Origin of the sequence: Bifidobacterium sp. CP2, from assembly GCF_018555635.1 — a bacterium.
Classification (GTDB): Bacteria; Actinomycetota; Actinomycetes; order Actinomycetales; family Bifidobacteriaceae; genus Bifidobacterium; species Bifidobacterium saguinibicoloris.
Map to the genome: position 1 here is coordinate 1 of NZ_JAFEJX010000012.1, position 25,453 is coordinate 25,453.

23 protein-coding genes and 1 other RNA gene are annotated in these 25,453 nt (G+C 65.1%); 13 read left to right on the top strand and 11 right to left on the bottom strand.

Annotated features, from left to right (window positions below; genetic code table 11):
* Positions 1-302 precede the first annotated feature (302 nt).
* Complete coding sequence (locus JS531_RS09005) at positions 303-1,547, top strand: carboxylate--amine ligase (protein ID WP_214315264.1); 1,245 nt, start codon at positions 303-305, stop codon at positions 1,545-1,547.
* On the top strand, positions 1,544-2,272 hold the full coding sequence (locus JS531_RS09010) for an amino acid racemase (RefSeq protein WP_214315266.1): 729 nt from the start codon (positions 1,544-1,546) through the stop codon (positions 2,270-2,272). The genes JS531_RS09005 and JS531_RS09010 overlap by 4 nt, the downstream gene beginning before the upstream one ends.
* Positions 2,273-2,424: 152 nt before the next feature.
* Here JS531_RS09010 and smc read toward each other — a convergent pair whose 3' ends face one another.
* Together smc and JS531_RS09020 are read right to left on the bottom strand one after the other, a co-directional pair.
* Positions 2,425-6,177 carry a chromosome segregation protein SMC gene (smc, locus tag JS531_RS09015; protein WP_214315271.1) on the bottom strand — a complete coding sequence of 1,251 codons (3,753 nt, stop codon included), beginning with the start codon at positions 6,175-6,177 and terminating at the stop codon, positions 2,425-2,427.
* A gap of 22 nt (positions 6,178-6,199) precedes the next feature.
* A complete protein-coding gene (locus JS531_RS09020) occupies positions 6,200-7,732 on the bottom strand; it encodes a folylpolyglutamate synthase/dihydrofolate synthase family protein (RefSeq protein WP_214315272.1) in 1,533 nt (510 codons plus the stop codon).
* A 787-nt stretch (positions 7,733-8,519) separates the two neighbouring features.
* On the opposite strand from JS531_RS09020, the gene JS531_RS09025 reads away from it, so the two are divergent.
* From JS531_RS09025 to JS531_RS09040, 4 genes are all read left to right on the top strand, one after another.
* The gene (locus JS531_RS09025; RefSeq protein ID WP_240542145.1) at positions 8,520-9,470 is read left to right on the top strand and encodes a hypothetical protein; all 951 of its coding nucleotides are present in this window, start codon (positions 8,520-8,522) and stop codon (positions 9,468-9,470) included.
* Positions 9,471-9,551: 81 nt separating this feature from the next.
* Positions 9,552-9,725 carry a hypothetical protein gene (locus tag JS531_RS09030; protein ID WP_214315273.1) on the top strand — a complete coding sequence of 58 codons (174 nt, stop codon included), beginning with the start codon at positions 9,552-9,554 and terminating at the stop codon, positions 9,723-9,725.
* Between the two features lie 281 nt (positions 9,726-10,006).
* On the top strand, positions 10,007-10,798 hold the full coding sequence (locus JS531_RS09035) for a phosphoesterase (RefSeq protein ID WP_240542146.1): 792 nt from the start codon (positions 10,007-10,009) through the stop codon (positions 10,796-10,798).
* Positions 10,799-10,802: 4 nt separating this feature from the next.
* Positions 10,803-12,245 carry an RNA ligase gene (locus JS531_RS09040; protein WP_214315274.1) on the top strand — a complete coding sequence of 481 codons (1,443 nt, stop codon included), beginning with the start codon at positions 10,803-10,805 and terminating at the stop codon, positions 12,243-12,245.
* A 12-nt stretch (positions 12,246-12,257) separates the two neighbouring features.
* On the opposite strand, the gene JS531_RS09045 is transcribed toward JS531_RS09040, so the two are convergent.
* Together JS531_RS09045 and JS531_RS09050 are read right to left on the bottom strand one after the other, a co-directional pair.
* Positions 12,258-13,112: a nitrilase-related carbon-nitrogen hydrolase gene (locus tag JS531_RS09045; RefSeq protein WP_214315275.1), complete on the bottom strand. Its 855-nt coding sequence runs from the start codon at positions 13,110-13,112 to the stop codon at positions 12,258-12,260.
* Positions 13,113-13,139: 27 nt separating this feature from the next.
* The gene (locus JS531_RS09050) at positions 13,140-13,514 is read right to left on the bottom strand and encodes a hypothetical protein (RefSeq protein ID WP_214315276.1); all 375 of its coding nucleotides are present in this window, start codon (positions 13,512-13,514) and stop codon (positions 13,140-13,142) included.
* Positions 13,515-13,685: 171 nt separating this feature from the next.
* Between JS531_RS09050 and JS531_RS09055 the strand changes: the two genes are divergently transcribed.
* The 3 genes from JS531_RS09055 (at position 13,686) to JS531_RS09065 (ending at position 17,330) form a co-directional block, all read left to right on the top strand.
* Positions 13,686-15,281 carry an aminopeptidase P family protein gene (locus JS531_RS09055; protein WP_214315277.1) on the top strand — a complete coding sequence of 532 codons (1,596 nt, stop codon included), beginning with the start codon at positions 13,686-13,688 and terminating at the stop codon, positions 15,279-15,281.
* Positions 15,282-15,338: 57 nt separating this feature from the next.
* Positions 15,339-15,860 carry an NUDIX domain-containing protein gene (locus JS531_RS09060; RefSeq protein WP_214315278.1) on the top strand — a complete coding sequence of 174 codons (522 nt, stop codon included), beginning with the start codon at positions 15,339-15,341 and terminating at the stop codon, positions 15,858-15,860.
* Between the two features lie 324 nt (positions 15,861-16,184).
* The gene (locus JS531_RS09065; RefSeq protein ID WP_240542147.1) at positions 16,185-17,330 is read left to right on the top strand and encodes an ROK family protein; all 1,146 of its coding nucleotides are present in this window, start codon (positions 16,185-16,187) and stop codon (positions 17,328-17,330) included.
* Positions 17,331-17,355: 25 nt separating this feature from the next.
* On the opposite strand, the gene JS531_RS09070 is transcribed toward JS531_RS09065, so the two are convergent.
* On the bottom strand, positions 17,356-18,093 hold the full coding sequence (locus JS531_RS09070; protein WP_214315280.1) for a copper homeostasis protein CutC: 738 nt from the start codon (positions 18,091-18,093) through the stop codon (positions 17,356-17,358).
* A 227-nt stretch (positions 18,094-18,320) separates the two neighbouring features.
* Here JS531_RS09070 and JS531_RS09075 point away from each other — a divergent pair, with 227 nt between their 5' ends.
* The 3 genes from JS531_RS09075 (at position 18,321) to JS531_RS09085 (ending at position 22,015) form a co-directional block, all read left to right on the top strand.
* Positions 18,321-19,535: an ROK family transcriptional regulator gene (locus tag JS531_RS09075; protein WP_214315282.1), complete on the top strand. Its 1,215-nt coding sequence runs from the start codon at positions 18,321-18,323 to the stop codon at positions 19,533-19,535.
* Positions 19,536-19,600: 65 nt separating this feature from the next.
* Positions 19,601-20,497 (top strand): carbohydrate kinase, encoded by an 897-nt coding sequence (locus JS531_RS09080; protein ID WP_214315284.1) that lies wholly within the window; start codon positions 19,601-19,603, stop codon positions 20,495-20,497.
* A 240-nt stretch (positions 20,498-20,737) separates the two neighbouring features.
* Positions 20,738-22,015 carry an MFS transporter gene (locus JS531_RS09085; protein ID WP_214315285.1) on the top strand — a complete coding sequence of 426 codons (1,278 nt, stop codon included), beginning with the start codon at positions 20,738-20,740 and terminating at the stop codon, positions 22,013-22,015.
* 218 nt (positions 22,016-22,233) lie between these two features.
* Here the strand turns inward: JS531_RS09085 and dtd are convergent, their stop codons facing one another.
* The 3 genes from dtd to JS531_RS09100 all read right to left on the bottom strand — a co-directional run bounded on the left by dtd (position 22,234) and on the right by JS531_RS09100 (position 23,360).
* Entirely contained in the window at positions 22,234-22,707 is a 474-nt protein-coding gene (gene dtd, locus JS531_RS09090) for a D-aminoacyl-tRNA deacylase (RefSeq protein WP_214315286.1), read from the bottom strand.
* 81 nt (positions 22,708-22,788) lie between these two features.
* Positions 22,789-23,001 (bottom strand): hypothetical protein, encoded by a 213-nt coding sequence (locus JS531_RS09095; protein ID WP_214315287.1) that lies wholly within the window; start codon positions 22,999-23,001, stop codon positions 22,789-22,791.
* Between the two features lie 146 nt (positions 23,002-23,147).
* Positions 23,148-23,360 carry a hypothetical protein gene (locus tag JS531_RS09100; protein ID WP_214315288.1) on the bottom strand — a complete coding sequence of 71 codons (213 nt, stop codon included), beginning with the start codon at positions 23,358-23,360 and terminating at the stop codon, positions 23,148-23,150.
* Between the two features lie 668 nt (positions 23,361-24,028).
* Between JS531_RS09100 and JS531_RS09105 the strand changes: the two genes are divergently transcribed.
* Positions 24,029-24,490: a hypothetical protein gene (locus JS531_RS09105; RefSeq protein ID WP_214315294.1), complete on the top strand. Its 462-nt coding sequence runs from the start codon at positions 24,029-24,031 to the stop codon at positions 24,488-24,490.
* Positions 24,491-24,534: 44 nt separating this feature from the next.
* Here JS531_RS09105 and JS531_RS09110 read toward each other — a convergent pair whose 3' ends face one another.
* From JS531_RS09110 to ssrA, 3 genes are all read right to left on the bottom strand, one after another.
* Positions 24,535-24,744: a hypothetical protein gene (locus JS531_RS09110; RefSeq protein ID WP_214315296.1), complete on the bottom strand. Its 210-nt coding sequence runs from the start codon at positions 24,742-24,744 to the stop codon at positions 24,535-24,537.
* The gene (locus JS531_RS09115) at positions 24,741-24,893 is read right to left on the bottom strand and encodes a hypothetical protein (protein ID WP_214315299.1); all 153 of its coding nucleotides are present in this window, start codon (positions 24,891-24,893) and stop codon (positions 24,741-24,743) included. The genes JS531_RS09110 and JS531_RS09115 overlap by 4 nt, the downstream gene beginning before the upstream one ends.
* 89 nt (positions 24,894-24,982) lie before the next feature.
* Positions 24,983-25,379, bottom strand: a transfer-messenger RNA (tmRNA) gene (gene ssrA / locus JS531_RS09120).
* Positions 25,380-25,453: the final 74 nt, after the last annotated feature.

Here is a 25,453-nt window from a genome sequence, read left to right on the forward strand (position 1 = left end):
CGCCTGAACACCACGAAGAACGAACACACCAGCCGCCACCGGCAAGGCGAAACACGCCCACGACAACCAAACAAAACCCGACACATCAACCCCCTACGGAATTGACAAAAACATAGGAACACCCCCCCGAGGCTAACTGACGCACCGGCACAGACCGGTGATTATCTTGCCGCGGTCTCACAAGACTGCGGCAAGACCCCTTGCGGAACCGTTCACCTGCAGAACCGTTCCCGCGCATGTCGTCCATCGTCACGCCGACGGACGACCACCCGCTCCCAGGCCAGGAAAGCCGGGGTGCGCTGATGCGGAAGTTCAAGCCCATCCTTCTCGGCAGCGACATCAACGTATACGGCATGGCCCGTGCGTTCCACGAGGAGTACGGCATCGTCTCCGACGCCTACGCCTACTTCCAGCTGAGTCCCACGAAATTCAGCAGGATCGTTAACGTGCACGTCGTGCCGGACTTCGACAACTTCGTGACCTTCCGGGACTTCATGCTCTCCCTAGGTAAGCAGCTGAAGGACGAGGATCCGGACCGCGCACTGCTGCTCATCCCCTGCGGCGACGTGTATGCGAATCTGCTGAGCCAGTGCGGCGACGATCTGAGAAGGTACTTCGTATACAACACTCTCGATATCCGCCTGTCGCGCAGGCTTGCCTACAAGGCCACGTTCTACCAGATGTGCGAACAGTATGACCTGCCGCACCCGAGGACGAAGACCGTCACCGCCGAGGATGTCAAGCTCGGTGCGTACAAGAATCTGCCGTTCGATTACCCGGTGGCCATGAAGCCCGCCAATTCCGTCGAATGGCTTGACATCGACTTCGAGGGCCGCCGCAAGGCATACATCTTCGAGCGTCCCGAGGACCTTGACGTGATGATCCGCCGCGCCTACGACGCCGGCTACACGTCCGAAATGGTCATCCAGGATTTCATCCCGGGTGACGACTCGCGCATGCGCGTGCTCAATGCCTACGTGGACCACCACCATCGCGTACGCATGATGTTCCTCGGACATCCCTTGCTTGAGGATCCCTCCCCCGTGGCCGCCGGCAACTACGCGGCGATCATCCCCGACTTCAACCAAGACGTATTCGACCGTATCAAGTCGTTCCTTGAAGACATCGGATATGAGGGAGTCGCGAACTTCGATATGAAGTACGACGAGCGCGACGGTGAGTACAAGCTGTTCGAGATCAACCTGCGTCAGGGACGTTCCAGTTATTTCGTGACGCTCAACGGCTTCAACCTCGCGAAATACTTCGTCGACGATCTCATCGAGGACACTCCGTTCGACGGCAACACCGTGTTCGGGCGCGGTTCCAAGCTGTGGCTCGAGATTCCGCGCTCGATCTTCACTGATTATGTCGCCGCCGGAGAGGACAAGATGCGTGGAGCGGCGATGATCGAAGCCGGCGATTGGGGAACCACGCTCGAATACAAGAAGGACATGAACCCCCTGCGCTGGCTGATGATCCGGCACATGTTCTCGATCTACAAGAAGAGCTACGCGAAGTACTTCAAGCAGAAGGGCGATCTGAAATGAGAAGACCGTTCTTCGCCGTCCTCGGCGGCATGGGATCGCTGGCCACGGAAAGCTACGTGCGCCTCGTCAACGAAGGCATGCACGCCACGTGCGACCAGGACTACCTCGACTATGTCGTATTCAACGATGCCGGAGTCCCGGACCGCACCGCCTTCATCACCGGACAGTCGGACGACGACCCGTTCCCGGTGATCGCCGACGATATCGCCAAGGCCACGGCCATCGGCGCAAGCTTCATCGTACTCACCTGCAACACGGCGCACTACTTCTACGACCACTTCCAGTCGCTCACCCCAGTGCCTATCCTGCACATGCCGCGCGGTGCCATCGCACGCATATCCTTGCTCTACCCAGCCTCGACCCACCCGCGTCTGGGATTCCTCGGCACAGTGGGATCACGCGCCTCGGGCGTATACCGCCAGGCCGCCGAAGAGGCCGGATACACATTCGTCGAGCCGGATGACGCATTGCAGGAGCGCATCACGTCGCTCATCTATGACGACGTAAAGGGCGACCGCGGACCCGATCTGAACCGGTACCGGTCGGTGCTTGACGACATGCTCGACCCTGCCGGAGAATGCCGCGCCGACGTGCTCGTGCTGGGCTGCACCGAGCTGAGCGTGCTCAACGAACGGTTCCCGATGCCTCGCCTGGCGATCGTGGACGCGCAGGCGGTGCTGGTGGAGGATACGATCGAGCGGGCGAAGGCTCTGCGGACCAGCTGATTCCCGGTTTTCGGTTGCATACCCTGCCGTGAAGTACGGTGATCGACGCGACACACTCGAGGCCATTCAATCGGGCCTATGGTCGCGTCGGTCGCCGCCTCCTACTCCTCTATGGAAACATTGCGGTCGTATGGCGCATGCCCGCACCCCGCCTACTCCTTGACAGATGTGGGCGGGGTGCGGCGAGGCAACCGTTGGCTCACCACGGCGGTGACGCCGTCGGCGCGCATCGTGACGCCGTAGAGCGCGTCGGCGATCGCCATGGTGCGCTGCTGGTGGGTGATGACGATGAGCTGGGCGTGCTCGCGCAGCCCTTCGATCGCGTCGAGCAGACGCGTGAGGTTCACGTCGTCGAGCGCGGCCTCCACCTCGTCCATCACGTAGAACGGGCTGGGACGCGCGGTGAAGATCGCGAACAGCAGGGCCAACGCGGTCAGGGAGCGTTCGCCGCCGGACAGCAGGCTCAGCTGCTTCACGCGTTTGCCCGCCGGGCTCGCCTCGACGATCACACCGGTGGAGAGCATGTCGTCCGGGTTCTCGAGCCGCAGCCGGCCGGTGCCGCCCGGGAACAGGGTGGCGAACACCTGTTCGAACGCCTTGGCGGTGTCTTCGAACGCGGTGCAGAACACGTCCACCATGGTGGCGTCGAGGTCCTTGACGAGACGCATGAGGTCCTCACGCGAACGCATGATGTCGTCGCGCTGGTCGTTGAGGTATTTGTTGCGCGCGGTGAGCGCCTCGTATTCCTCGGTGGCCAGCGGGTTCACCTTGCCGAGTCTGGCGAGGTCGCGCTGCGCCTTCTCCAGCCGTTTGACCTGCTCCTCGCGCACGTAGGGCACGGTCCGGTATGCGGTCGCGTCCGCAGGCGCATCCGCGTCCGGTCGTTTCACGGTCTCCCCGTCCGACGTCCCGTCCGATGTCTTCTCTTCCGGTTCCGTGTCCGTGTCCGCCTCCGCCTTCGCCTTCGTCTCCAGCGGGATCGGGTCGCCGTCGTCGTCCAGCACCGGCACCGGCTTGTCCGGTCCGTAGGATTCGACGAGCGCGTCCACGTCCATGCCGAGCTCGTCGCCCGCCTTGCGGACGACTTGTTCGTATTCGGCGGCGATACGCTCCCGTTCCACGTCGAGCGCATGCTCACGCCCGGACAGCTCCCCCACGGTTGGTTCGACGGCGGCGCGGCGCGTGCGCAGCGTCCTGAGTTCCTCGTCATGGCCGGAGAGCTCCGACCGGAGTCGTTCGCGTTCCTCCACGGTCTTCGAGATGGCCTCTTCGACCATGTGCGACGCCGCGCGCGCGTCCGCGGCGACGGCCACGGCCCGGGCCGCCTGGTCGCGAAGCCGCGCGTTCGATTCCTCGATGCGGGCGCGCCGCTCCCTCGCCTCCTTCGCGTTGCCGCGAAGCAGCGCCGCCTGCCTGCGCAATGATTCGGCCTTCCGGTCCGCTTCGGTCCACGCGATCTTCGTGGCGACCTCCTGGTCGCGCGCGGTGGACAACGCCGTTTCGAGCTCACGTTCCCGTGCGGACAGCTCGTCGGGGTCGGTGTCGCCGTGTTCGGCGTGTTCGGCCGCGTGCAGCGACTGCCGAAGGTCGGCGAGTTTGCCGCGATGCGTGTCGACGTCCTCCTTCGCCTTGGCGAGACGTTCGTCGAACTGTCCGAGTCGCCGTTCGGCGTCGTCGACGCGACGCCGCGCATCCTTGAGGGCCTTCGCCGCCTGTTCGGCCTTGAGACGCGCCTCGGTACGCCTGCGGGAGGCTTCGTCCACCTGTCGCGCGGCTTGGTCGCACGCGGTCTTTGCCGCGGCGACGTCGGCGTCCGCCTGCACGGCCTGCCGTTCGAGCGCGGCGACGTCGTGCAGCGCCTTGTCGCGTCGGGCGGCGAGCGATAGATCGCTTTGCGTCGTCACGGAACCGCCCACGGCGGCGACCGACGCCGTGAACAGCTCCCCCGCATGGGTGGCCGCGCGCGCGGCGAGCCGTTCGGTCACGATGCGCTGCGCCTCGTCGGCGGTGTCCGCGACGGCGGTGTCCGCGACGAGCGTGCGCACCGTCGCCGCGACGCGGGCCGCCTGCACGGCGTCGGCGGCGTCGGGGTTCGCGTCGACGTACGTCGACAGCATGGCGACGTCGCCGTTTCCGGCACCGTCGACGGATGCGTCGCCCGCCGACGTGACGTCCCCGTCGTCGGAGACTTCGGCTGCGTCACCGGTTCCGTTCAATCGGATGACGACGGCCTGGCCGAGACGCTCCTCGCGGGCGTGCTCCAACGCGTGCAGCATGTTGCTCGCCTCCGGCACGACGACGGCGTTCGCATAGACGCCGAGCGCCCTGGCGACGGCCTCCTCCCAGCCGTCGCGCACGTGGATGAAGTCGGCGAGGCGTCCGAGCGCGCACGTATCGTCGTCCGCTTCGAGCATGCCGGATGCGTTGCGGCCGGACAGCGTGTCCTGCAGCGCGTCGGCCTTGGCCTTGAGCGAGATGATCTTCGACCGGATGGCCCGTTGCGCGTCGAGGGCCGCGTTCAGGGCGTCGCGGCGTTCGGCGAGCAGGGACCGTGCCTCGTCGAGTTCCCGTCCGTCGTCCGGAACCGTTTCGGCTTCGTCCTGCAGGCGCAGCCGTTGCGCGCGTGCCTCCTCGAGCTGCCCGCGGAACGCCGCACGCTGGTCGTTCAGGTCCGCGATGCGGCGTTCCTCCGATTGCACAGCCGTTTCCTCGCGTGCGACGAGCTCACGTAGGCGTGCGATGCGCGCGTCCCGTTCGCGGGTCGTTCTGCGCAGTTCGGCGAGCGTCTGCCGGATGGACGCCAGACGTTTCTCATCGCCGGCGCGCCGTTCGGTGGCCTGGTCGAGCGCGAGTCTCATGTCGTTCGCCGTGGCCGTCTGCGTTGCGGTCTGCCGTTCGAGTTCGGCGGCGCGGTTGTCGAGCAGGTCCGGGTCCTCACCGGGGTTCGTCACGACGCGGCCGAGCAGGGAGCGTCCGCGCTCGTCGGCGATCGAGGCGAGCGAATCGAACCGTTCGCGCAGCTGGCTGAGCGAACGCCACGTCTGGTTGACCTTGTCGATGGCCGGATTGGACCTGCCGACCTGCGTCTCCACCTGTTCGATGCGGATGTTGGTCTGGGCGAGCTCCCGTCGCGCCTTGGCGAGGTCGCCTCTCACGGCGGCGAGTTCGGCGCGGTTGCGGTCGCGACGCCGCATGGCGTCGACGGCGTCGTCGGCGTAGATGCGGGACCGTGCGTCGCGCAGCGAGACCTGGATGGCGTCGGCCCGCCGGGAGATGCGGGCCTGTCTGCCAAGCGGGCCGAGCTGGCGGCGAATCTCCCCGAGCAGATCGTCCAGACGTTCGAGGTTGGTCTGCGTGTTGGCGAGCTTGCGCAGCGCCCGCTCCTTGCGTTTGCGGTGCTTGAGGATGCCGGCGGCCTCCTCGATGAACGCGCGGTGTCCGGCGGGGTCGGCCCTGAGAATGGAGTCGAGCCTGCCCTGACCGACGATCACGTGCATCTGCTGGCCGAGACCCGTGTCGCTCAGCAGCTCCTGGATGTCGAGCAGACGGCAGGGGCTGCCGTTGATCGCGTATTCGGAGCCGCCGTTGCGGAAGATGGTGCGGGATATGGTGACTTCCGTGTAGTCGATGTCGAGCGCGCGGTCGGTGTTGTCGATGGTGAGCGACACCTGCGCGCGGCCGAGCGGCGGCCGGGAGGACGTGCCCGCGAAGATCACGTCCTCCATGTTGGAGCCGCGCAGGTTCCTGACGCCCTGCTCGCCCATCACCCAGGTCAGAGCGTCCACGATGTTCGATTTGCCGGACCCGTTCGGTCCGACCACGGCGGTGATGCCGGGTTCGAAGCGCAACGTGGTGGCGGATGCGAACGATTTGAATCCGCGGAGCGTCAGTTCCTTGAGATACACCTGGCCGTCGTCCTCCGTCCCGTCACTCGACGTCGGCGGCGGGGCCCACGCCGGTTGCGCCGGTTGCGCCGGCGGTTTCGGTGTCGTCGGCATCCTCGACGTCTTCGACGTCCTCGCGACGCTCCGGTTCGACGACGGGCTGGTGAATGCCCATGGCCTTCTTCATGACGGGGCTGGCATGCTCCTCGAGCATGGTGCGCGCGTCGCCTGCGGTGACGAAGCTGCCGCAGATGAGCACGCCGTGGCCGTAGCCGACACCGAGGTCGTCGGCCTCGTCGACGAGGTTCACGGCGGTCTGGATGGCGTCCGGCAGCTCCGGCTCCTTGATGACGCGGTCGCGGCCGAACACCTCGACGGCGATCTTCTCGAGCTCATCCGCGGGCATGACGCGGTCACGCCAGGAGTTCTCGGTGACGACCACCTGACTCAGGATCGGCTCGAGCACGCCGAGGTACTCCTCGACCTGCTTGTCCTCCATCATGGCGATGACGCCGACGAGCTGTTCGAAGTGGTAGTTCTCCTCGATGGCGGCACGCAGGGATTCAGCGGCGTTCACGTTGTGTCCGCCGTCCACGATGATGGTGGGCGAAGTGCGGATCTGCTCGATGCGTCCGGGAATCTTCACGCCGGAGAGCGCCTCGGCGACGATGTCACCGTCCAGCGCGCCGGAGACGGGAATGACGGCCTCGCAGGCGGCGAGCGCGGCGAGCGCGTTGTGCGCCTGGTGTTCGCCGAACTTGGCGATGGGCACTTCCGTGTAGGTACCGAGCGGCGTGGCGAGCGTGGCGACCTGTCCGCCGACGGCGGGCATGCGGCTGACGACCTCCATCTCCTGCCCGTCGCGCACCAGCTTGGCGTGGTTGCGTTCGGCGGCGGCCTCGAGGATGGGCATGACGGCTTCGGCGTGCGGCTGCGGGCCGATGATGGCGGTACAGTCCGGCTTGATGATGCCGGCCTTCTCGGTGGCGATCTGCTCGACGGTGTCGCCGAGCCACTTCATGTGATCCATGTCGACGGGGCCGATGATGGCGGCGTCGGCGTCGAGCACGTTGGTGGCGTCCCATGCGCCGCCCATGCCGACCTCCACGACGGCCACGTCGACGGGCGCGTCGGCGAACTTCCAGATGGCCATGGCGGTGAGCACCTCGAAGAAGCTCATGCGCGGCTTGCCCTGTTCGGTCATCTTCGCGTCGACCATGGCGACGAGGTCCTTGATCTGGTCCCATGCGTCGATGAAATCGTCGTCGGACAGCTGCTGGCCGTCGATGGCGATGCGTTCATTGACCTTCTCCAGATGCGGGGACGTGTAGAGTCCGGTGCGCATGCCGTAGGCGCGGCAGATGGCCTCGGCCATGCGGGCGGTGGACCCCTTGCCGTTGGTGCCGGTCACGTGGATCACGCGGAACGACTCCTCCGGGTGTCCCAGCAGGTCGAGCATGAGGTTCATGCGGTCCAGGTCGAGGTTGGTGGTGTTGTGTTCGGGGGGACGGCTCATGATGTCCAGTTCGACGTCCCTGATCGATTCGTTGTTCCTGTTCGGATGCTCGAATGACATGGTTCCTGTGCTCCTGCTCGTTCTTCCGTGCCGTTGCCGTGCCGCGGCCGGCATGTTCGCCGGGATTCCGTCTACGGTAGTCGGTTTCCCGGGCGGGGTTCCTCCCGCTGGGGGTTCCCGTCCGGGCGATTCCTGTCCGCAGGCGGCCAATCGGCCCCGCATGCCCACAAACTCCACAATGATAGCCGACCCCCTGCCGTCGTGCGGATTCCCTACGGACGTTCATCGCAGGGCGCACCGGCATCGTGGTCGCGTCGTTCCGCGCCGGCGGCGTCGTTTGTGTGCCATCGGCATCGCGCACGCGCCATCGGCGTCGTATGCATGCCATTCACCGGCTGGAGACGACGCTAAGAGGCCTTCCGGCATCGGTGTCACGCCAACCGTGGCAGGGAACCGACGCCAAACGCCTTCAAACGTCGCTTTCTGGCCAGCCATGGCACGGTAACGACGCTGAGCGGCCTCCAGGCGGCGGAACCGTGCCATCCTTGGCCAGGAACCGACGCGAAAGGCATGCCGCCGACGGTACCCGATACGACCTCGACGGAATCGGCTCATTATCGGATACACCGAATCCTGCCTAGGCACGGATGAAAGCCGCCTGAAATCCGGCGGCATCACGGTTATCCACATCCGACGCCTCATCCGCAAATCGGCTTGATTCCAACGATTTCCGTATCAGACACGCCGGGAGAGAGGGCTCCGACCACATCGCCGGGAAAACAACATCCGTCATATCGGAATGATTTACGCTCGAATCATGAGAGCACACAGGACCCTGACGAAGCTGATGGCCGACGCGCAACGCGAAGGCAGATGCGCGTATTCCCACGACGCCGCCGAGCAAGCGGCGCTGCGCAGACGCGCCCGGGCAGGAGACTTCGTGCGCGTCTATCCGGGAATCCCGTCACTGTATGCCGAAACGGCATATTGGAGCGGGCTGAAGCCTCCGGCACGCACGATGCATATCGCACGGTCGCTCGCACAGGTCCACCGCACATGGGTGTTCGGCGGCCTGGTAGCCGCGGTCGCCTACGGATTCGAACATCAATGGTGCCTTCACGATGGATCGGTGACGGTCGCCACATCGGATCACGGCACGCATCGTCCCAACAACCGCCACCTGAAACGTGTCTATGTGCCGAAGTCGTCCATGGTGCAGGTCGAGAATGAGAAGTCGGGGCTGCTTCTGCTGCCGCGCGCCATGACGCTGCTCGACTGCGCCGCCTCATATGAATTCCGTTTCGCGCTGCCGTTCTTCGACTCGGCGTTCGCCAAAGGAATCACCACGGAGGATGTACTCGATGCAAGCGGTCGGATGCACACCGATCAAGCGACGACTCTGCGGCTGCTCCGCCATACGGATGCGAACAGCGAGAACGGCGGCGAATCGTTGGCGCGCGGGACGATGATCGAGGAGCGGTTCCCCACGCCACGACTTCAGGTACCGGTGCGTGATCCGCAATCCGGAGCGGAGTATCGTGCCGATTTCGTCTGGACGTTGGCCGACGGCACGGTGGTCGTCGGCGAATATGACGGCACACGCAAATACATCGATCCCGACATGACCGACAATCGCGGCGTGCAGGAGATGGTGGCGCGGGAACGCCGGCGGGATGAGGCTCTGAAACGTGCCGGCGCGCGCGAAATCGTCCATTTCTCCTATGACGACGTCATCAAGAGAGTCCCGCTGACGATGAAGCTGCTCAAAGCCGGAATCCCCCGCGGGAACGGCCCATGACGTACGTCCGCGCCTTCGCACCGACGCGAAGGGCATGCCGCCACGCGAGGGCTGATTTGACGGGAACGTCAGGACGGTCATATGGTGAATCCCGTTATGATTCGATACGCCATGTTCGATTGCGCCGGCGAGGAAGGCCGCGCGTTGCGACAGCAGATTGGGCTGCTGCCGCCGCTCGAACATGCCCTTGACGAGAAACGTCAATGGAAGGGGCTCCTGGCCGGGCTTTCCTCCACCACCACGCTCCCCCGCTGAAACCCGCATAACCGAATCATTCCTCCAAGGTCCCCGTCCGTCCAACGGCATGCCACGGCATAGGCGGCATCGCCAATCCACGCAATCCACGCAATCCACGCGATTCACGTACGGCACCGAATAACGCCTGCGGAACATACGTCACATGCGCATGCCGCGTGGAGACGGCCACTCGGCCGGTTCCGCCCCGCCACCGCCGACGACCGCGATCCGCCATGCAACGCCCTGACGACGGGAACCGAAGACACCAATCAATCCATTCCAAGGAAGGAGACAACCACATGAGGTATTTCACCACCGACACGCATTTCGGACATCCGCTGGTGAGCGTGCTGCGCGGATACACCCGCTTCGACCCCGGCCGCGAGCGCTACGCCGCGCTGCTCGCCGAACAGGGCCGCAAGGCCGCCGAGGACTGGGCGAAGGGCGTCGTGCTTGACGATTCGCGGCTCAGCTTCCGCACGGCGGCGGACACGGACGCGCATGATGCGGCCGTCGTCGCGAACATCAACCGTCTGGTCGGCGAGGACGACGAACTGTGGATTCTGGGCGACATCGGCTTCCGCACATCCGTCCGGCATCTCAAGTCGTGTCTGCGCCAGCTGCGCTGCCGTCACCTGCATGCGGTGATCGGCAACCACGACGACTGGTGGCTGGACGACCGGCCGGCGCGCAACTTGTTCGAGTCGATTGAGCCGAACGATGCGGTCGATCTCACCGGTCTTGACGCCGCCCACCCGGAGCGGGCCGTGACCGTGAACCTGTCGCATTTCCCCTACCGTGAGGATCTCGTCTACGGGTGGCCGGATGACGCCGTGCGCTTCCCGGACAAGGCGCTGCCGTTCGACGGCCGGCGTCTCCTGTACGGGCATACGCATCAGCTCTCGCCCGAGGGCGCACGCCCGGAGGCGCTCAACGTGGGTCTCGACGCGTGGGGTCTCGGGCCGGTGAGCGAAACCCGGATCGTCGAATGGTTCCATGGACATGCGGGTGTCGTGTCCGACACCGCGAAGCCCTGCACCGCGAAGCCCCACGCCGAGCCGTCCGATGCTCCGACGACGGAAAGGAGCTGACCCGATGGCGAAGCTGATCATCCTGCGCGGTCTGCCGGCATCCGGCAAGTCCACGTGGGCACGCCGATGGGCGGACGATCCCTCGAACACGTGGCCGCACTGCGTGGTCTCGTTGGACGCCATCCGCCTGATGGTCGCCGGTTCCGCGGCGAACCGGGACCGGATGTGGTCCCGTCATGCCAAGTCGTTCGAGGCGATGGTCGTCGCCATGGGACGGCATATGGTCGCCGACGCGTTGGACGCCGGTTGGGACGTGGTCGCCGACGCCCAGCATGCGAACCCCCGGTATGCGCGCGAGCTGGCGCTGCTCGCCCGCAGGCACGGCGCGATCTGGGAGACGAAGGACTTCGACGTGCCGTTGGACGAGCTGCTGCGGCGCAACGCCGCGCGTGGGGACGCCGACCGGGTGCCAGAGGAGTACATCCGTGAATCCTGGAAGCGGTTCCATGCCGTGATGTTCCGGCCGTTGGAGCCGGGAGACCCTGACGGGAACCTGTTGGACCGCATGCGCGCCGACCCGTATGTGCGGGTCGTTCCGGTGCGCGGTGAGACGGACGTCTTCGCCTGCAATTTCACGTCGGAGGCGTTCCGCGAGCATCGTTGGACGGCGCGCACGATCAACGCGCGCGGCCTGTTCCTCGACGGCGATGGCCGTGTGGTGCAGCGTGGTTTCGAGAAGTTCTTCGCCGTGGACGAGACTCCGGAGACCTCGTTCGAACGTGTGGTCGCGCACGCGCGCGACCATGCCGGCGCGCTGCCCGTGCGTGTGGAGCGCAAGGAGAACGGGTTCCTGGGCCTGGTGGGAGCCGGCGGCGATCCGGGGACGTTCCGGTTCTGGTCGAAGTCCGGGCAAACGGATTATTCCGCGCTGATCGAACGGCTGTTCCCAGAAGACCCGGCCGTTCGCGGCGAACTGTGGCGGATGCTGCGCGAATGGGACGTCACGGCGGCGTTCGAGGTGATCGACTGCGAGTCGGACCGTCATATCGTCGGCTATGACGGGTCAGGGCTGCGTCTGCTGCATCTGATCCGCAACGCCGAGACGTTCTCCATCGACTACGGGCATGAGGGTGCGTTCACGCAGGCGGGCGGGTTCGTCCGGCCGGAGACCGTGACGATCGCCCGCACGCCCGATGAGGTCGCGCAGGCGATCGTGGACGCCAAGGCAAGTCCGCGCGAAGGCGTGGTGCTGTATTTCGCCGACGGTTGGATGGTGAAGGTGAAGTCGGACCGGTACAAGCTGGTCAAGGCGATGCGCCCGCTGCTGCAGCGCATGCTGCTGCGTGGACGTCCGTGCAACAAGACGGGCGACGTGGCCGATCTGGCGCGCCGAATCGTCGACTACGCCCGCGATCACGACATCGATCTGACGTATGAGCGGCAGGCGTTCGGCGAACGCGACGTGGATATGACCAAGGTCGGCGAGCTGGTCGATCTGGTGCGTTGACGCCGTCGCACGTCACGCGAGCGTCGGGTCGGCGAAACGCCGGTTGGCGAGTACCGGGAGCGATTCGCGGGCGTCGCGCAGCGCATCACGTCTGAGTTCGGCGGTGATGAGTCCGGGATGGGAGCCGGCGCCAGCGACGACCTCGCCGAGCGGGTCGATGACGCGGCTCAGGCCGATGGTCCTGGCTCCCGTCTCGCTGCAGGCGAGCACATAGCAGGTGTTCTCCAGCGCGCGGGCGGCGGTCAGGAGCTCCCAGTGGCGTTCCTTCCGCGCGCCGCGCACCCATGCGGCGCTGACGGCGATGACGTCCGCTCCGCGCACGGCAAGGGACCGTGCGGTCTCCGGGAACCGCACGTCGTAGCAGGTCATCACGCCGATACGCCAGCCGTCGACGTCGACGACCGGCGGCAGTTCGTCTCCGGGCGCGACCGTGTCGGATTCGCGTTCCGAGAACGCGTCGTACAGGTGGAGTTTGCGGTAGGCGGCGATGACGTCGCCGCCGCGGATGACGACGAGCACGTTGGCGACGCGTCCCGTGACGGACGACGCCGGTTCCGACGACGTTTCCGGTTCTGGCGACGGCATGTGCACGGTGCCCATCAACGTGATGCCGTATCGTTCGCCGATCCGCCGCAGTCCGGCGACGAACGGACCATCCGACGGTTGCGCCATGCGCGCCGTGAACGTCGGGTCGTCGTCGCGTGCGATGAGTCCTTCCGGCAGGAGCAGCAGTCGCGCGCCCTCGTCCGACGCACGACGCGCATATCCGTCGATGACGGCAAGGTTCGCGTCCGGTTCCCGCGTCACCGCGAACTGTGCGATGGCGACCTTCAGCGTCTCGTCCGTGCGATGCGTTCCGTCCGTCATGTCCGTTCCGATTCCCATGCCATGACATTATCGCCGTAGGCGGGCGTCTGCCTCGGGGCTTCCGGCACGCGGGCGCGGCGAGGGTCGCCGCGGGGTCGGATTCGCCCTGCGCCGACGTGCCTCCACGATGTCCCAGATGATGCCGACGATCAGCCAGACCGCACCCACTGCGGCGACGCACAATCCCACGAGCACCAGAATCGAGCAGAGAAAGCTCACGAACACCCCGCCGATGAGGTCCGTCAACGTCGACCCGAGCCAGCTCCAATCGTTGGGGCCGCCGGGCGTGCTGTGCCACGCCGCCTTCATACCGCCCGACGCCAGCCAGACGATGAGCGCGGACAATCCCGCCGCGGCTCCCCCGACACCTGTCACGATCAACGGCACGATGCTGTGCTTCATGAGACAACCCTATCGCCGGAACAATCCTCGTTCCACAACGTAGTCCCTGTCGCGTCCCGTCGTTTCGCAGTCTCCGCCGTTTCGCCGGCCATGCCGGATTCGCACGCGACCGGGTACTAGGATGGGAGCGGTAACACGGGACCGTGATCCCTCGATGAAAAAGGAGCTTCCATGACCGATGTCGTCACCAGCAAGGACAAGGAGTACGAGGCGGAGGAGCGCGAGGCCGCGCCGGGGCCGGACCAGGCGATGAGCGACCGCGTGAACAACCGTTCGCTGCGTCCCCGTTCCGAGGCGTTCAAGGAGTTCATGCGTTCCGGCTGGGCGGATGACGAGCCGGACATCGAACCGCTCGAATCCTCGAAGTTCACGCCCGCCCGCCTCAAGGCGCTGGGCGCGGCGTTCCCGGGCGAACGTCTGGTGATTCCGGCGGGCCAACCGAAGGTGCGCAACAACGACTGCGACTACATGTTCCGTCCGGACACGGCGTTCGCGTACTACACGGGTCTCGGCGTCGACTACGAGGCGGGCGCCGTGCTGGTCCTCAACCCCGTCGATCCGGACTCCCCGGAGGCGAAGGCCGGCGAAACGCATGTGCCGGAGTTGTTCGTCGCCCCACGCGCCGACAACTCCACGACCGACTTCTTCATGAACGCTCACTACGGCGAGTACTGGGTCGGCCCGCGCGCGGGCCTCAAGGAGATGACCGCGATGACGGGCATCGAAACGCACGACATCGCGCAGCTGGCCGACGCGCTGTCCAAGGACGTCGGCGCCGAGGCGGGGGCGGTCCGGGTGCGCGTGATGCGCGAGACGGACCCCCAGGTCACCGCGCTCGTCGAGTCCGTGCGCGAGGCGAACGGCGCTACCGATCCGGACCGCAACGCCGCCGACGACGACAAGCTGCACGAGTTCACGTCCGAGGCCCGCATGGTCAAGGACGCGTACGAAATCGGCGAGATGCGCAAGGCCGTGGCCGCGACCAAGCAGGGCTTCGACCGTCTGCTCTCCTCGCTGCCGTCCGCGCTCGACAAGCCTCGTTCCGAGCGCATCCTCGAAGGCGCGTTCAACGCCGTCTCCCGCGAGCTCGGCAACGCGGTCGGCTACGATTCAATCGTCGCCTCCGGCCCGCACGCCCCGATCCTGCACTGGATGCGCAACACCGGCGTCGTGAAGACCGGCGACATGCTGCTCGTCGATGCGGGAGTCGAGGTCGACTCCCTGTACACCGCGGACATCACCCGCACGTTCCCGACGAACGGCAAATTCACCGACCTGCAGAAGCGCCTGTACCAGGCCGTGCTCGACTCCCAGCAGGCCGGTTTCGAGGCCGCCAAGCCGGGCGCCACCTACTCCGACATCCACCACGCCTGCATGCGCGTGATCGCCGAGAGGCTCCACGAGTGGGGCCTGCTGCCGGTGGACGTGGAGACGTCCCTGTCCCCCGAGGGCCAGCAGCACCGTCGCTGGCTCGCCTGCGGCGTGGCGCATCACCTCGGCCTCGACGTGCATGACTGCGCGCAGGCCCGCTTCGAGTCGTATCAGGGCGCCAAGATCCGCCCGGGCATGATCTTCACCATCGAGCCGGGCCTGTACTTCCGCGAGGATGACCTGCTCATCCCGCCGGAATACCGCGGCATCGGCATCCGCATCGAGGACGACGTGCTCATGACCGAGGACGGCCCCGAATGGATCTCCGCCGGCATCCCGAAGCAGATCGCGGACGTCGAGCAGTGGATGGCCGACCGCGCCGCGGCGGCCAAGTGACCGAACCGACCTTCGGGCTCCCCACATCAGGGAGCCCGACCCGTATAAGGAGGTAATATGCCGACACCGCAATTCGTGCTCGAACTGCGCAAGAAAATCGGCCATGACCTGCTGTGGCTCAACGGCGTGACCGGCTGCGTGCTCGACGGCGAAGGCCGCATCCTGCTCGGCCGACGCTCCGACACCGGCGAGTGGGCGATGGTCTACGGCATCAACGAGCCGGGCGAACAGCCCGCGGACACGGTGGTGCGCGAAATCAAGGAGGAGACGGGCGTCGACGCGGTCGTCACCGATCTGGTGGCCGTCACCTCTTCGGACAGAATCATCACTTACGCGAACGGCGACAACACGATGTACATGGACCATTCGTTCCTGTGCGCCCTGAAACCGGGAGGCAACGCCGAACCGTTCGTCGGCGACGAGGAGAGCCTCAACGTCGGATGGTTCGACTTGGACGACCTGCCGCAGCCGCTGGCGAAGAGCACCGTCGAACGCCTGAAGCTGTTCCGCACATACATCGAGAACAAGCGGCGCGGCGACGCGCATGCGTTCTTCGTCTTCGACGGCGAACGGCGCTGACGCCCGCCACGAGTCGGCCCCCGGTGGGAATCCCCGCCGGGGGCCGACTCGTCCCCGACGCCCCTAGGTATGCGTCCCCACGCGAATCGAAGATAGCATGACGTTATTCGTTAACAACCCTTACATGTGGCGAAAGCCTGTTCTACCTCGTCAATCAGGCATGCCGAGGCGCCGTATGAAGCTATACTGAAAAGGTAGTTGACTTAATTATTCCCGGCAACGAGGCCGGCGAGGCGCGCACCAAGGGCATGCCCCATCACCGTGGCCGTTATCCGCATCCATCATGGGGACGACCGTCCGAAGACAACGACAGGAGAGGACGTCATGATCGTACAGGCACCGGCGGGCGATATGTTCCCGTTCACCGCGGGGAGACCCGCGAAAGCCAGCCCTTCGGACGTGCGGCGCATGAACCGCGCGCTGATCTTCAACCTGCTGTTCCCCTCGAACCGCCTGTCTCGCGCGGATCTCAGTCGCATGACCGGCCTGTCCCGGGTGGCCGTCTCCGATGTGGTCAGCGGCATGCTCGAGGAGGGCCTCCTCCAGGAGAACGGCCATGAGGCGCCGGCCCGCGGCAAGGGGAAGCGGGCCACCCTGCTGAGCGTCGACCCGGGCCGCCTTCGCATCATCAGCGTGGACCTGTCCCAGGAGCATCTCATCCGGGGGGCGGTGACCAATCTGCACGGCATGCCCGAAGACCATATGGAGGTGGCGCTGGGCCCGGACGACCGGATCGAGGCGGACGCCATCGTCCAGCTCATCGACCAGCTGCGCGCCGACATCGACGCCTCATCGCTGATCGGCATCGGCATCGCGGTGCCGGGCGTGGTGAACGACGGCGTCATCGAGGAGTCCACCGGTCTGGGCTGGCGCGACGTCGACCTCAGGACGCGTCTGGAGACACGGTTCACCGTGCCGGTCACCGTCTCCAACGACGTGGTCGCCTCCATGCTCACGGAACGGTTCTTCGGACAGGCCGGTCCGAATCTCATGTTCGTGCAGATCAACCGCGGCATCGGTTCGGCCACGCTCATCGACGACGTCCCCGTGGTGGGCGAGCGTCATGCCGGCGGCGAGGTCGGCCACATCTCGCTCGACCCCGAACACGGGCCGGCGTGCCCGTGCGGCAAGCGCGGCTGCATGGAGCGGCTGATTTCGGCCAATGCCCTGCGCAGGCGTATGGCGGGCATGGACGACGAGGGGAAGACGGCCGTCGTGCGCGAGGCGGGCGTCCTGTTCGCCTCGGCCATGGCCATGACCGTGGGCCTGCTGGACATCGCCGACATCTGCCTGTACGGCCCGGCCGACATCGTCAACAACGTGTTCCTCCAGGCGGCGCAGGAGCGTCTGGACGCGATGACCACCTCGAAGTTCCACACGCGCACCGTCATCAGACGGTGCCAGTGCGGCGCGGGGGCCGCGCTGCGTGGCGCATCGGTCGCCGTGGCGTTGCGCCACCTGGAGGCTTGAGCCCGGCCGCCGCCGGGAACCGACGTCAGGCGCGCACCGCGGCGACCGCGGCCCGCACGGTGTCCCGATCGGTGCGTTCGACGGGAGTGTCGCCGCCTCCCCCGGGGCCTCCGGCGGCCGCGACGAGCTTCTTGGCGGACAGGTGCACGGCGTCGACGCCCGTCGCCTTCAACGCGGCGATGGAGGGGATTGTGACGCCGCCGCCCGCCTGGATCTCGATGCGTCCCGCCGCATGGTCCGCCAGTTCGCGCAACCGTCCGATGCCGCTCGGCGCATCCGGCGCGCCGCCCGAGGTGAGCACCCGCGTATACCCCAGTCCGATGAGCTCGTCCAGGGCCGTGAATCCGTCGGGGGTCATGTCGAACGCCCGATGGAACGTCAACGCCACATCGCGTCCGACCTCACGTCCCGCGGCGTGCGCCGCTTCGGCGAGGGCGCCGGCGAACGGCACGTCGACGGCCCCGTCCTCCGTCAGACCGCCGACGACGACGCCGCATGCGCCCGCGCGCACCGCCGCCCTGACGTCGGCCAGCTGCACCGCCTTCTCGTCCGCGTCGAACACGAACGACCCGGCGCGGGGTCTGACGAGGGCCTGCACGCCGTACGGCAGTCCGACGGCGGCGCACGCGGCGATCAGGCCGACGCTGGCGGTCAGGCCGCCGGTCGCGCCGAGCGCCACGCACAGTTCGATGCGGTCGGCGCCCTCCTCCTTGGCGATACGCGCGCCTTCGACGTCCTGTACGGCTATTTCGAGCATGGTCATGGCGGTCCTCCTCATCGGGTCACTGCGGCAGGCGACGGTCTACGGCGACCGTCCGGCACGCGTCCATGATAGTCGGGACCATCACCCCGGCATGCCCGGACGCATGTCTACACGCGACACGCCACGACACCTTAATTGCGTTCATGTATTAACGGAGTTAATATCTTAACGAAGTTCAGATTCAAGGAAGAGCGGACAACCACTCACGGACGCAAGGAGGTGTCGGAATGAATACCAGCGCTGAAGCCACGGCATCGCAGGCCTCTCTCGCCGAGTTCAATCGATCCCGCATCCTCCAGCATCTCTACCACTACGGCATCAGCTCCCGGGCCCAGATCGCCAAGGCGCTGCGTCTCACCCCGGCGGCCATCACCAAGATCACCGCCCAACTCATCGAAGCCGGTGCCATCAAGGAGACTGGCGACATGGAGGGCGCGAAGAACCGCCGTTCCATCGGACTCGAACTCGATCCGAACGCCTTCCACATCATCGGCGTCAAATTCGCGCGCTCCCTCGTGCAGATCGGCGTCTTCGACCTGTGCGGCAACGCCTCCCACGTGGAGGACATGCCGCCGGTCACCAACGAGACCATCGCGGACGCCGTCGCCCTGCTCCACGAGCGCATCGAACGGCTGCTCTCCGACGACCGCGCCATCGTGGCCATCGGCATGGCCGTCCCCGGCCCCTACATGCGCGACGAGGGACGCACCGCCGTCGTCTCCTCCATGCAGGGATGGCGCGACGTCAACTTCATCGACGAATTCTCCCACGCATTCCCCGTGCCCGTGTTCATCGAACAGGACGCGCGCGCCGGCATGCTGGCACACTATCTCTTCGACGACGAAACGCACGGCGAGACCAACCTCGCCTACTACCTGGTGGGCGAAGGCGTCGGCCTCGGCGTCATCGACAACGGCCGCATCATCAACGGCGATCTCGGCGCCGCCACCGAGATCGGCCACGTGTCCATCGACATCAACGGCAAGCCGTGCGACTGCGGCAACGTGGGATGTCTGGAACGCTACTGCTCCACCCCCGCCATCCATGAGATGCTCGTCGAGGACGGCACGCTCATCCCCGAAGCCGCGGCCATGACCAACACGCAGGCCGCGCGCGAGCTCTTCAGGCTCGACCGCGAGGGCGACCCCCACGCCCGGGAGCTGGTGCTGCGCATCGCGCGGTACGTCGGCTACGGCTGCGTCAACATCTTCAACACGTTCAATCCCAAGCGCATCATCATCGGGGACATCGTCTCCGAAGCGGGCCAACCCCTGCTCGACGAGGTGCGCGCCACGGTACGGCGTCGGTCGATCCCGGAGATCTACCGCGCCACCGACATCCGCCTGTCGACCATGCCCACGGACGCTACGGTCTGCGGCGCGGCCGCCGTGGCGGTCACCCAGTTCCTCGACCATCCCTCGATGTTCTTCGAACTGACCTGACCGGCACCCAAGATTTCCCAAACGGAAAACCACCACACAGCAAACAGCAAAGGAAAGGAACCATCATGTCCAAGCCCATCGTGCTCTCCCTCGGCGAACTCCTGTGGGACATGCTCCCCACCGGCAAGCGCGCCGGCGGCGCCCCCGTCAACTTCGCCTACCATTCGATGATGAACGGCGCCGACGGCTACTCCGTCTCCGCCGTGGGTGAGGACGAGCTCGGCGACGAGCTCCTGGCCGAGACCGCCAAGGCCGGCATCCACGCCGTCATTCAGCGCAACGCCTGGCCGACCTCCACCGTCGAGATCGAGCTCAGGAACGGCATCCCGGAGTACACCATCGTCAAGGGCGTCGCCTGGGACCACATCCTGTACACCCGTCAGCTCATCGACGTCGTCAAGCAGGCCGACGCCGTCTGCTACGGCACCCTGGCCCTGCGCTCCCCCGAGTCGCACGCCACCATCACCGAGCTCCTCAAGCACACCAAGCCGGGCGCGATGAAGTTCTTCGACATCAACCTGCGCGGCGACCACTACTCCAAGGAGCTCATCGAGGAGCTGCTCGGCTACGCCACCGTCTTCAAGATCAACGACGAGGAGCTGCTCCTCCTGCGCGACATGTTCGACATCCGCGGCACCTCCGGCGACGACGCCTCCCGCTGGTTCCTCGAGAAGTACGACCTCGACTACGTGATCCTGACCGCCGGCAGCGCCTACTCCACCATCATCTCCAAGAACGGCGAGATCTCCACCGTGGACACCCCGCGCGTCGAGGTCGTCGACACCGTCGGCGCCGGCGACTCCTTCTCCGGCACGTTCACCGCCCGCACCCTGCTGGGCGACTCCCTGTCCGAGGCGCACCGCAAGGCCGTCAACACCGCCGCCTTCGTGTGCACCCAGGCCGGCGCCTGGCCGGAGTACCCGGCCCAGATGCCGGACTACCTGGCCGAAGCCGGCAAGTGAGCCGACCCCACCCGCGTGCGCGTCGCGTCACCGTGGAACACCACCCATGACGCGGCGTACACGTCCCTCCACCTTTCCTTGGCGCAGGCCCCGCGCCGGGACAACGTCGTCCCGGCAATCCAACCGATTCCGAACCATGGAACCCGGCGCGGGCGCTATGTGCTCCAAGGCACCGATAACTGAATACCGACAACCATTTCGTCCGTCTCATTACAGATAGAAAAAGGGAAGTTTTTACCAATGAGCAACGAAACCACCAAGACCGGCAACGCCGGATTCGCCAAGATCCTGCCCGTGATGTTCGCGTTCTTCGTCATGGGCTTCGTCGACTTGGTCGGCACCGCGACGAACTACGTGAAGGCCGAGTTCAGCCTGAACGACGCCACCGCGAACCTGTTCACCACCATGGTGTTCTTCTGGTTCCTCATCTTCTCCGTGCCCACCGGCATGCTGATGAACAAGATCGGCCGCCGCAAGACCGTGCTGCGATCCATCCTCGTCACCCTCGTGGCCATGGCCCTGCCGATCCTCGCCTACGTGGCCTTCCCGCTGAAGTCCACCGCCCAGCTGGTGCTCATCGTCATCTCCTTTGCGTTCCTCGGCATCGGCAACACCCTCATGCAGGTGTCCCTCAACCCGCTGCTGACGGTCTTCGTCAAGGGTGACAAGCTCGCCTCCACGCTCACCACCGGCCAGTTCGTCAAGGCCTTCGCCTCCCTGTTCGCCCCGTGGATCGCCCAGTGGGGCGCGAACTCCATCCAGGCCTACTCTTGGAGCTACGTCGACGCCAAGGGCCAGACCGTCGAGGTCGGCATGTGGTGGATTCTGTTCGTCATCTACTTCGTGGTCGGCATCCTCGGCTACATCCTGCTCGCCTTCGACAAGATCGAGGAGCCCGCTCCGGATTCCGGCACCACCACCATCGGCCGCTGCTTCAAGCTGCTGTTCTCCGACGGCATCGTCTTCCTGTGCTTCCTCGGCATCGTGGCCCACGTGGGTGTGGACGTCGGCATCAACGCGCAGGCGCCGCGCATCCTCATGGAGCACACCGACATCGCCCTGGCCACGGCGACGAACGCCACCATGGTCTACTTCATCGCCCGTATGATCGGCTGCTTCACCGGCGGCATCGTGCTGCAGAAGATCTCCAACAAGGTCGGCCTGCGCATCTGCGGCGTCATCATGACCGCCTCCGCCGTCTGCTTCGCGATCTTCGCCGCCACTCCGACGAACCCGCCGGTCTGGCTGTTCTGGACCGCGGTCGCGCTCGTCGGCTTCGGCAACTCCAACGTGTTCTCCCTGTTCCTCTCCCACGCGCTCATGTACCGTCCGGACCGTCAGAACGAGATTTCCGGCCTCATGCTCATGGGCCTGATCGGCGGCGCCATCTTCCCGCCGATCATGGGTGCGGCCGCGGGCGCCGGCCAGATCGGCGGCATCCTCGTGATGGCCGTCGGCTGCCTCTACGTCCTCGTCATGGGCTTCGCCTACAAGGTGCTCGAGGGCAAGAAGGCCTGACATGCACCCGGTGTGGCGGACTTCACACCTTGACGTGAGGTCCGCCGCGACCCGATAAGACGTGACAGACAACGGCGAACGGCCGGCATCCGCTTCCCAGGAGGCGGATGCCGGCCGTTCGCCGTTCCATATGTCGTGGCCGGTCAGACAGTCGACGGACAGTCGACGGACAGTCGGCCGCACCGCCGGCCGCGCCATCGGTCACACCGTCGGAACCGTCAGTGCAGATCGTCCGTGTCCAGCACGATGGTGACGGGTCCATCGTTGACGAGACCGACGCGCATGTGCGCGCCGAACCTGCCCTCCCTGACGGACACACCGCCGGAACGCAGGGCCTCGTTGAATCTGATCCACATGACGTCCGCATGCTCCGGTTTGCCGGCCTTGATGAAGCTGGGACGGTTGCCCTTGCGCACGTCGGCGAACAGGGTGAACTGCGAGATGGAGAGGATCTCACCGCCGATGTCCTGGATGGAGCGGTTCATCTTGCCATGGTCGTCCTCGAAGACACGCAGGTTGAGGATCTTATGCGCCAGCCATGCGATCTCCTTGTCGCCGTCCTCGTCGGACACCCCGACCAGCAGCATGAATCCCGGCCCGATCTGCTGCGGCTCGAATGTGGGGTCCACTCCCCCGAGCTCGTTGACGACGTCCACCGACGTTTCCGACACGCGTTGCAATACGACTTTCATAAGCCACCAGCCTAGCCGGCCCACGTAACGAGACGGGAGCGACGGCAGGTCACCGTCCCGAACCGGCAGACTTCCTTGCCTCTACCGCACCCACACCGACGGCGCACGCGTCCTCTCCATATCCGTCACGGCTTCGCCGGCGACCTTCTCGATGCCATTAAGAGCGGCGGCCGGCGACACGTCCAGCCAGCTCAGGCCTGGCAGCTCAGCACAGGTGCCGACATACTCGCCGTCTTCTGACGACCACCGCACACAGTACGAATAATGGTCTTCGATGGCTTTGTGCTCCATCATATACTCCCCCTTCTTGTCGATGGCCTTGAGAAGAAGCCGTACCTGGTACGCCGTGGCGCTGCCATCGTGGCCGCGTTTGGATGTTCACGTATACTCCCGCCGAACTACGACGTGCGGTACACGTGTTGCAACGAGCCGTCGCAGGTTTAGGCTTCGGGTTTGTTCTTGCGAGGGCGTCCGCCACCGACTCCGCGTCCAGGACGGTTGCGGTTCCATTCGTCGATGGTTTCGGGCAGCCAGCCACGCGTGCGGCCGATTATGGCGTCCGGTTCGGGAAGGTTGTAGCCGGCGGCGCTTGCGTTTTTCACGCCTATGCGTGCGGCCACTTCGGTGACGCTGAGGTATCGGTTAGTCGTCATGCCTGGTCCTGCCTGCGAGCCATCCAAGTGTTCCTGCACAGAGGGAGAAGACGCCTGCCGACGCGTCGTGTGACGTGATGGCGATGGTGAAACCGACTGCTCCGAATATGAGCGAGAAGAGCCCCATCTTGCTTTTCATGGTGTGCCATGGCTAGTCCTGGATTGCAGCCAATTGCCCTTGGATAACTCGGGGGGGCTCCGGAGGCTTTTCTGCCTTCGCGCATTGCTGTTGGCGTTGAGCAAATCCGCGACATGTGCCATGTTCACCTCCTTTCTTTGTTCCGCCGACATATCTAATATATGTAATCTATATATACAAGATAAGCCATACGAATTGAAAACACACGGTACACCGTTATATTCGGCGCGTTGCAATAGCGCCGCCAACAACACCAACCTCATCGATTGACGCATGACCTACATGCACAAATGGTGCACCTTGGTGCATGGTCTCGTCCACCACGCATACGGGAACACCGGGCATGTCCGCGAACGGCGATGACGTATGATGACTGCACGCCTCTCATCGAGGAGAAGGCATACCTAACTGAGAAAACCATGTACGACGGCATCTTGCAGATTGCGGAGAGCTCAACGCCACCGACGAAATCAATCGTCCGGGGCTAACGACGCAGAATCGCCGACGCACCACATCAAAGGAGAGAATCATGAAGAAAACTATCGCAATCGTCGCGTCAATCGCCATGCTCGCCGGACTCACTGCCTGCGGCGACACCGACACAACCGCAAGCACACCTGCGAAGTCCGAATCATCGTCGAAGACGCAGGAGACACCGAAGCCCCAACCGGCCGACCTGACCGGCATATGGAAGCAGACGAACTCGAACAGCAATGACTCGTACATGCAGGCGGAGATCACCGACGGAAGCATCCAGGTGTACTTCGTCGGAACGGATGCAAAAAGCCTGTACTGGAAGGGCACATATGAGGCTCCGACCGAAGCGGGCGACTGGAAGTGGACGAGTCAGGGAGACTCCGCAGCCATGAGCTCGTCCCTACTCGGATCGCAGGACTCTACCAAGGACTTCACGTACAGCGAGGCCGACGGAGTGAGCTGGCAGACCACGATGATGGGCACCACCGTCACCGTCAAAACCCAAAAGCAATAAACACTGAGTCACCGGCGCCCCAGCGGCAAGCGCCGTCGCGGATCTTAGGCTTCGGATTTGTTCTTGCGGGGGCGTCCGCCGCCTACGCCGCGTCCAGGGCGGTTGCGGTTCCATTCGTCGATTGTGGCCTCGCTCCAGCCTCGTGCCCTGCCGACCGTCACGTCTGCTTCGGGCAGCTTGTACTGTGCGAGTGCTCCTTTGGTGATACCAAGTTTCATGGCGACTTCGGTCAGGCTCAGATAGTGTCTGGTCATCGGCGTCCGCCTTGGTCGGATGCCGCGGCGAGGCCGAATAGTCCGGCGGTGAGGGCGAAGCCCCTGGCGAACAAGCCGGTGAGGTCGTACGCCAGTGCGAGGAGGCCAAAGGTGATGGAGCGTATCCCCCAGACGTGAGGCCGTTTCATTCGTTCTCCGTTCTTCTATTTCTGCGAATGTCTCGAAATGTTGGTACTGCAACGAAAAACGCCGCCCCGTGTGGAGCGGCGTTTCATGTCCGTGGAGATGCGGGGAATCGAACCCCGGTCCGATGACCGTACCCTCAGTCTTCTACGTGCGTAGTCTGCTGGCCGTGCGGCGGTTTTTCTGCCCCCAACTGTGTCGCAGACAACCGTTGGCGAGCATATCCGCAGTCAAAGTCCCGGTGAGGCTCTGTGGCTCAGCCTCATCAGCAAGTCCTCTAAACGACGCTCAGCATCCTCCCGAAGACGAGGAGGAGTGAACGGAGCGGCTGCTCACTGGTTAATCCTGGCGCGAAGCTCAGGCAGCGAGAGCGAACTCAGTGCGGTTAGATTTAGCACTTATTCTTTTGCCGGGGGCATCCACGAGCGGACCCGGCGTTCTCGGCACGCTTCCCTGCGACGAACAGGTCACCGTCGAAACCGATCATCCCCATGTTAAATTATCAAACCCCGGCCTTTCGACCGGACTTTTCAGGATACGCCTCCAGTCAACTTATCGCAACCCG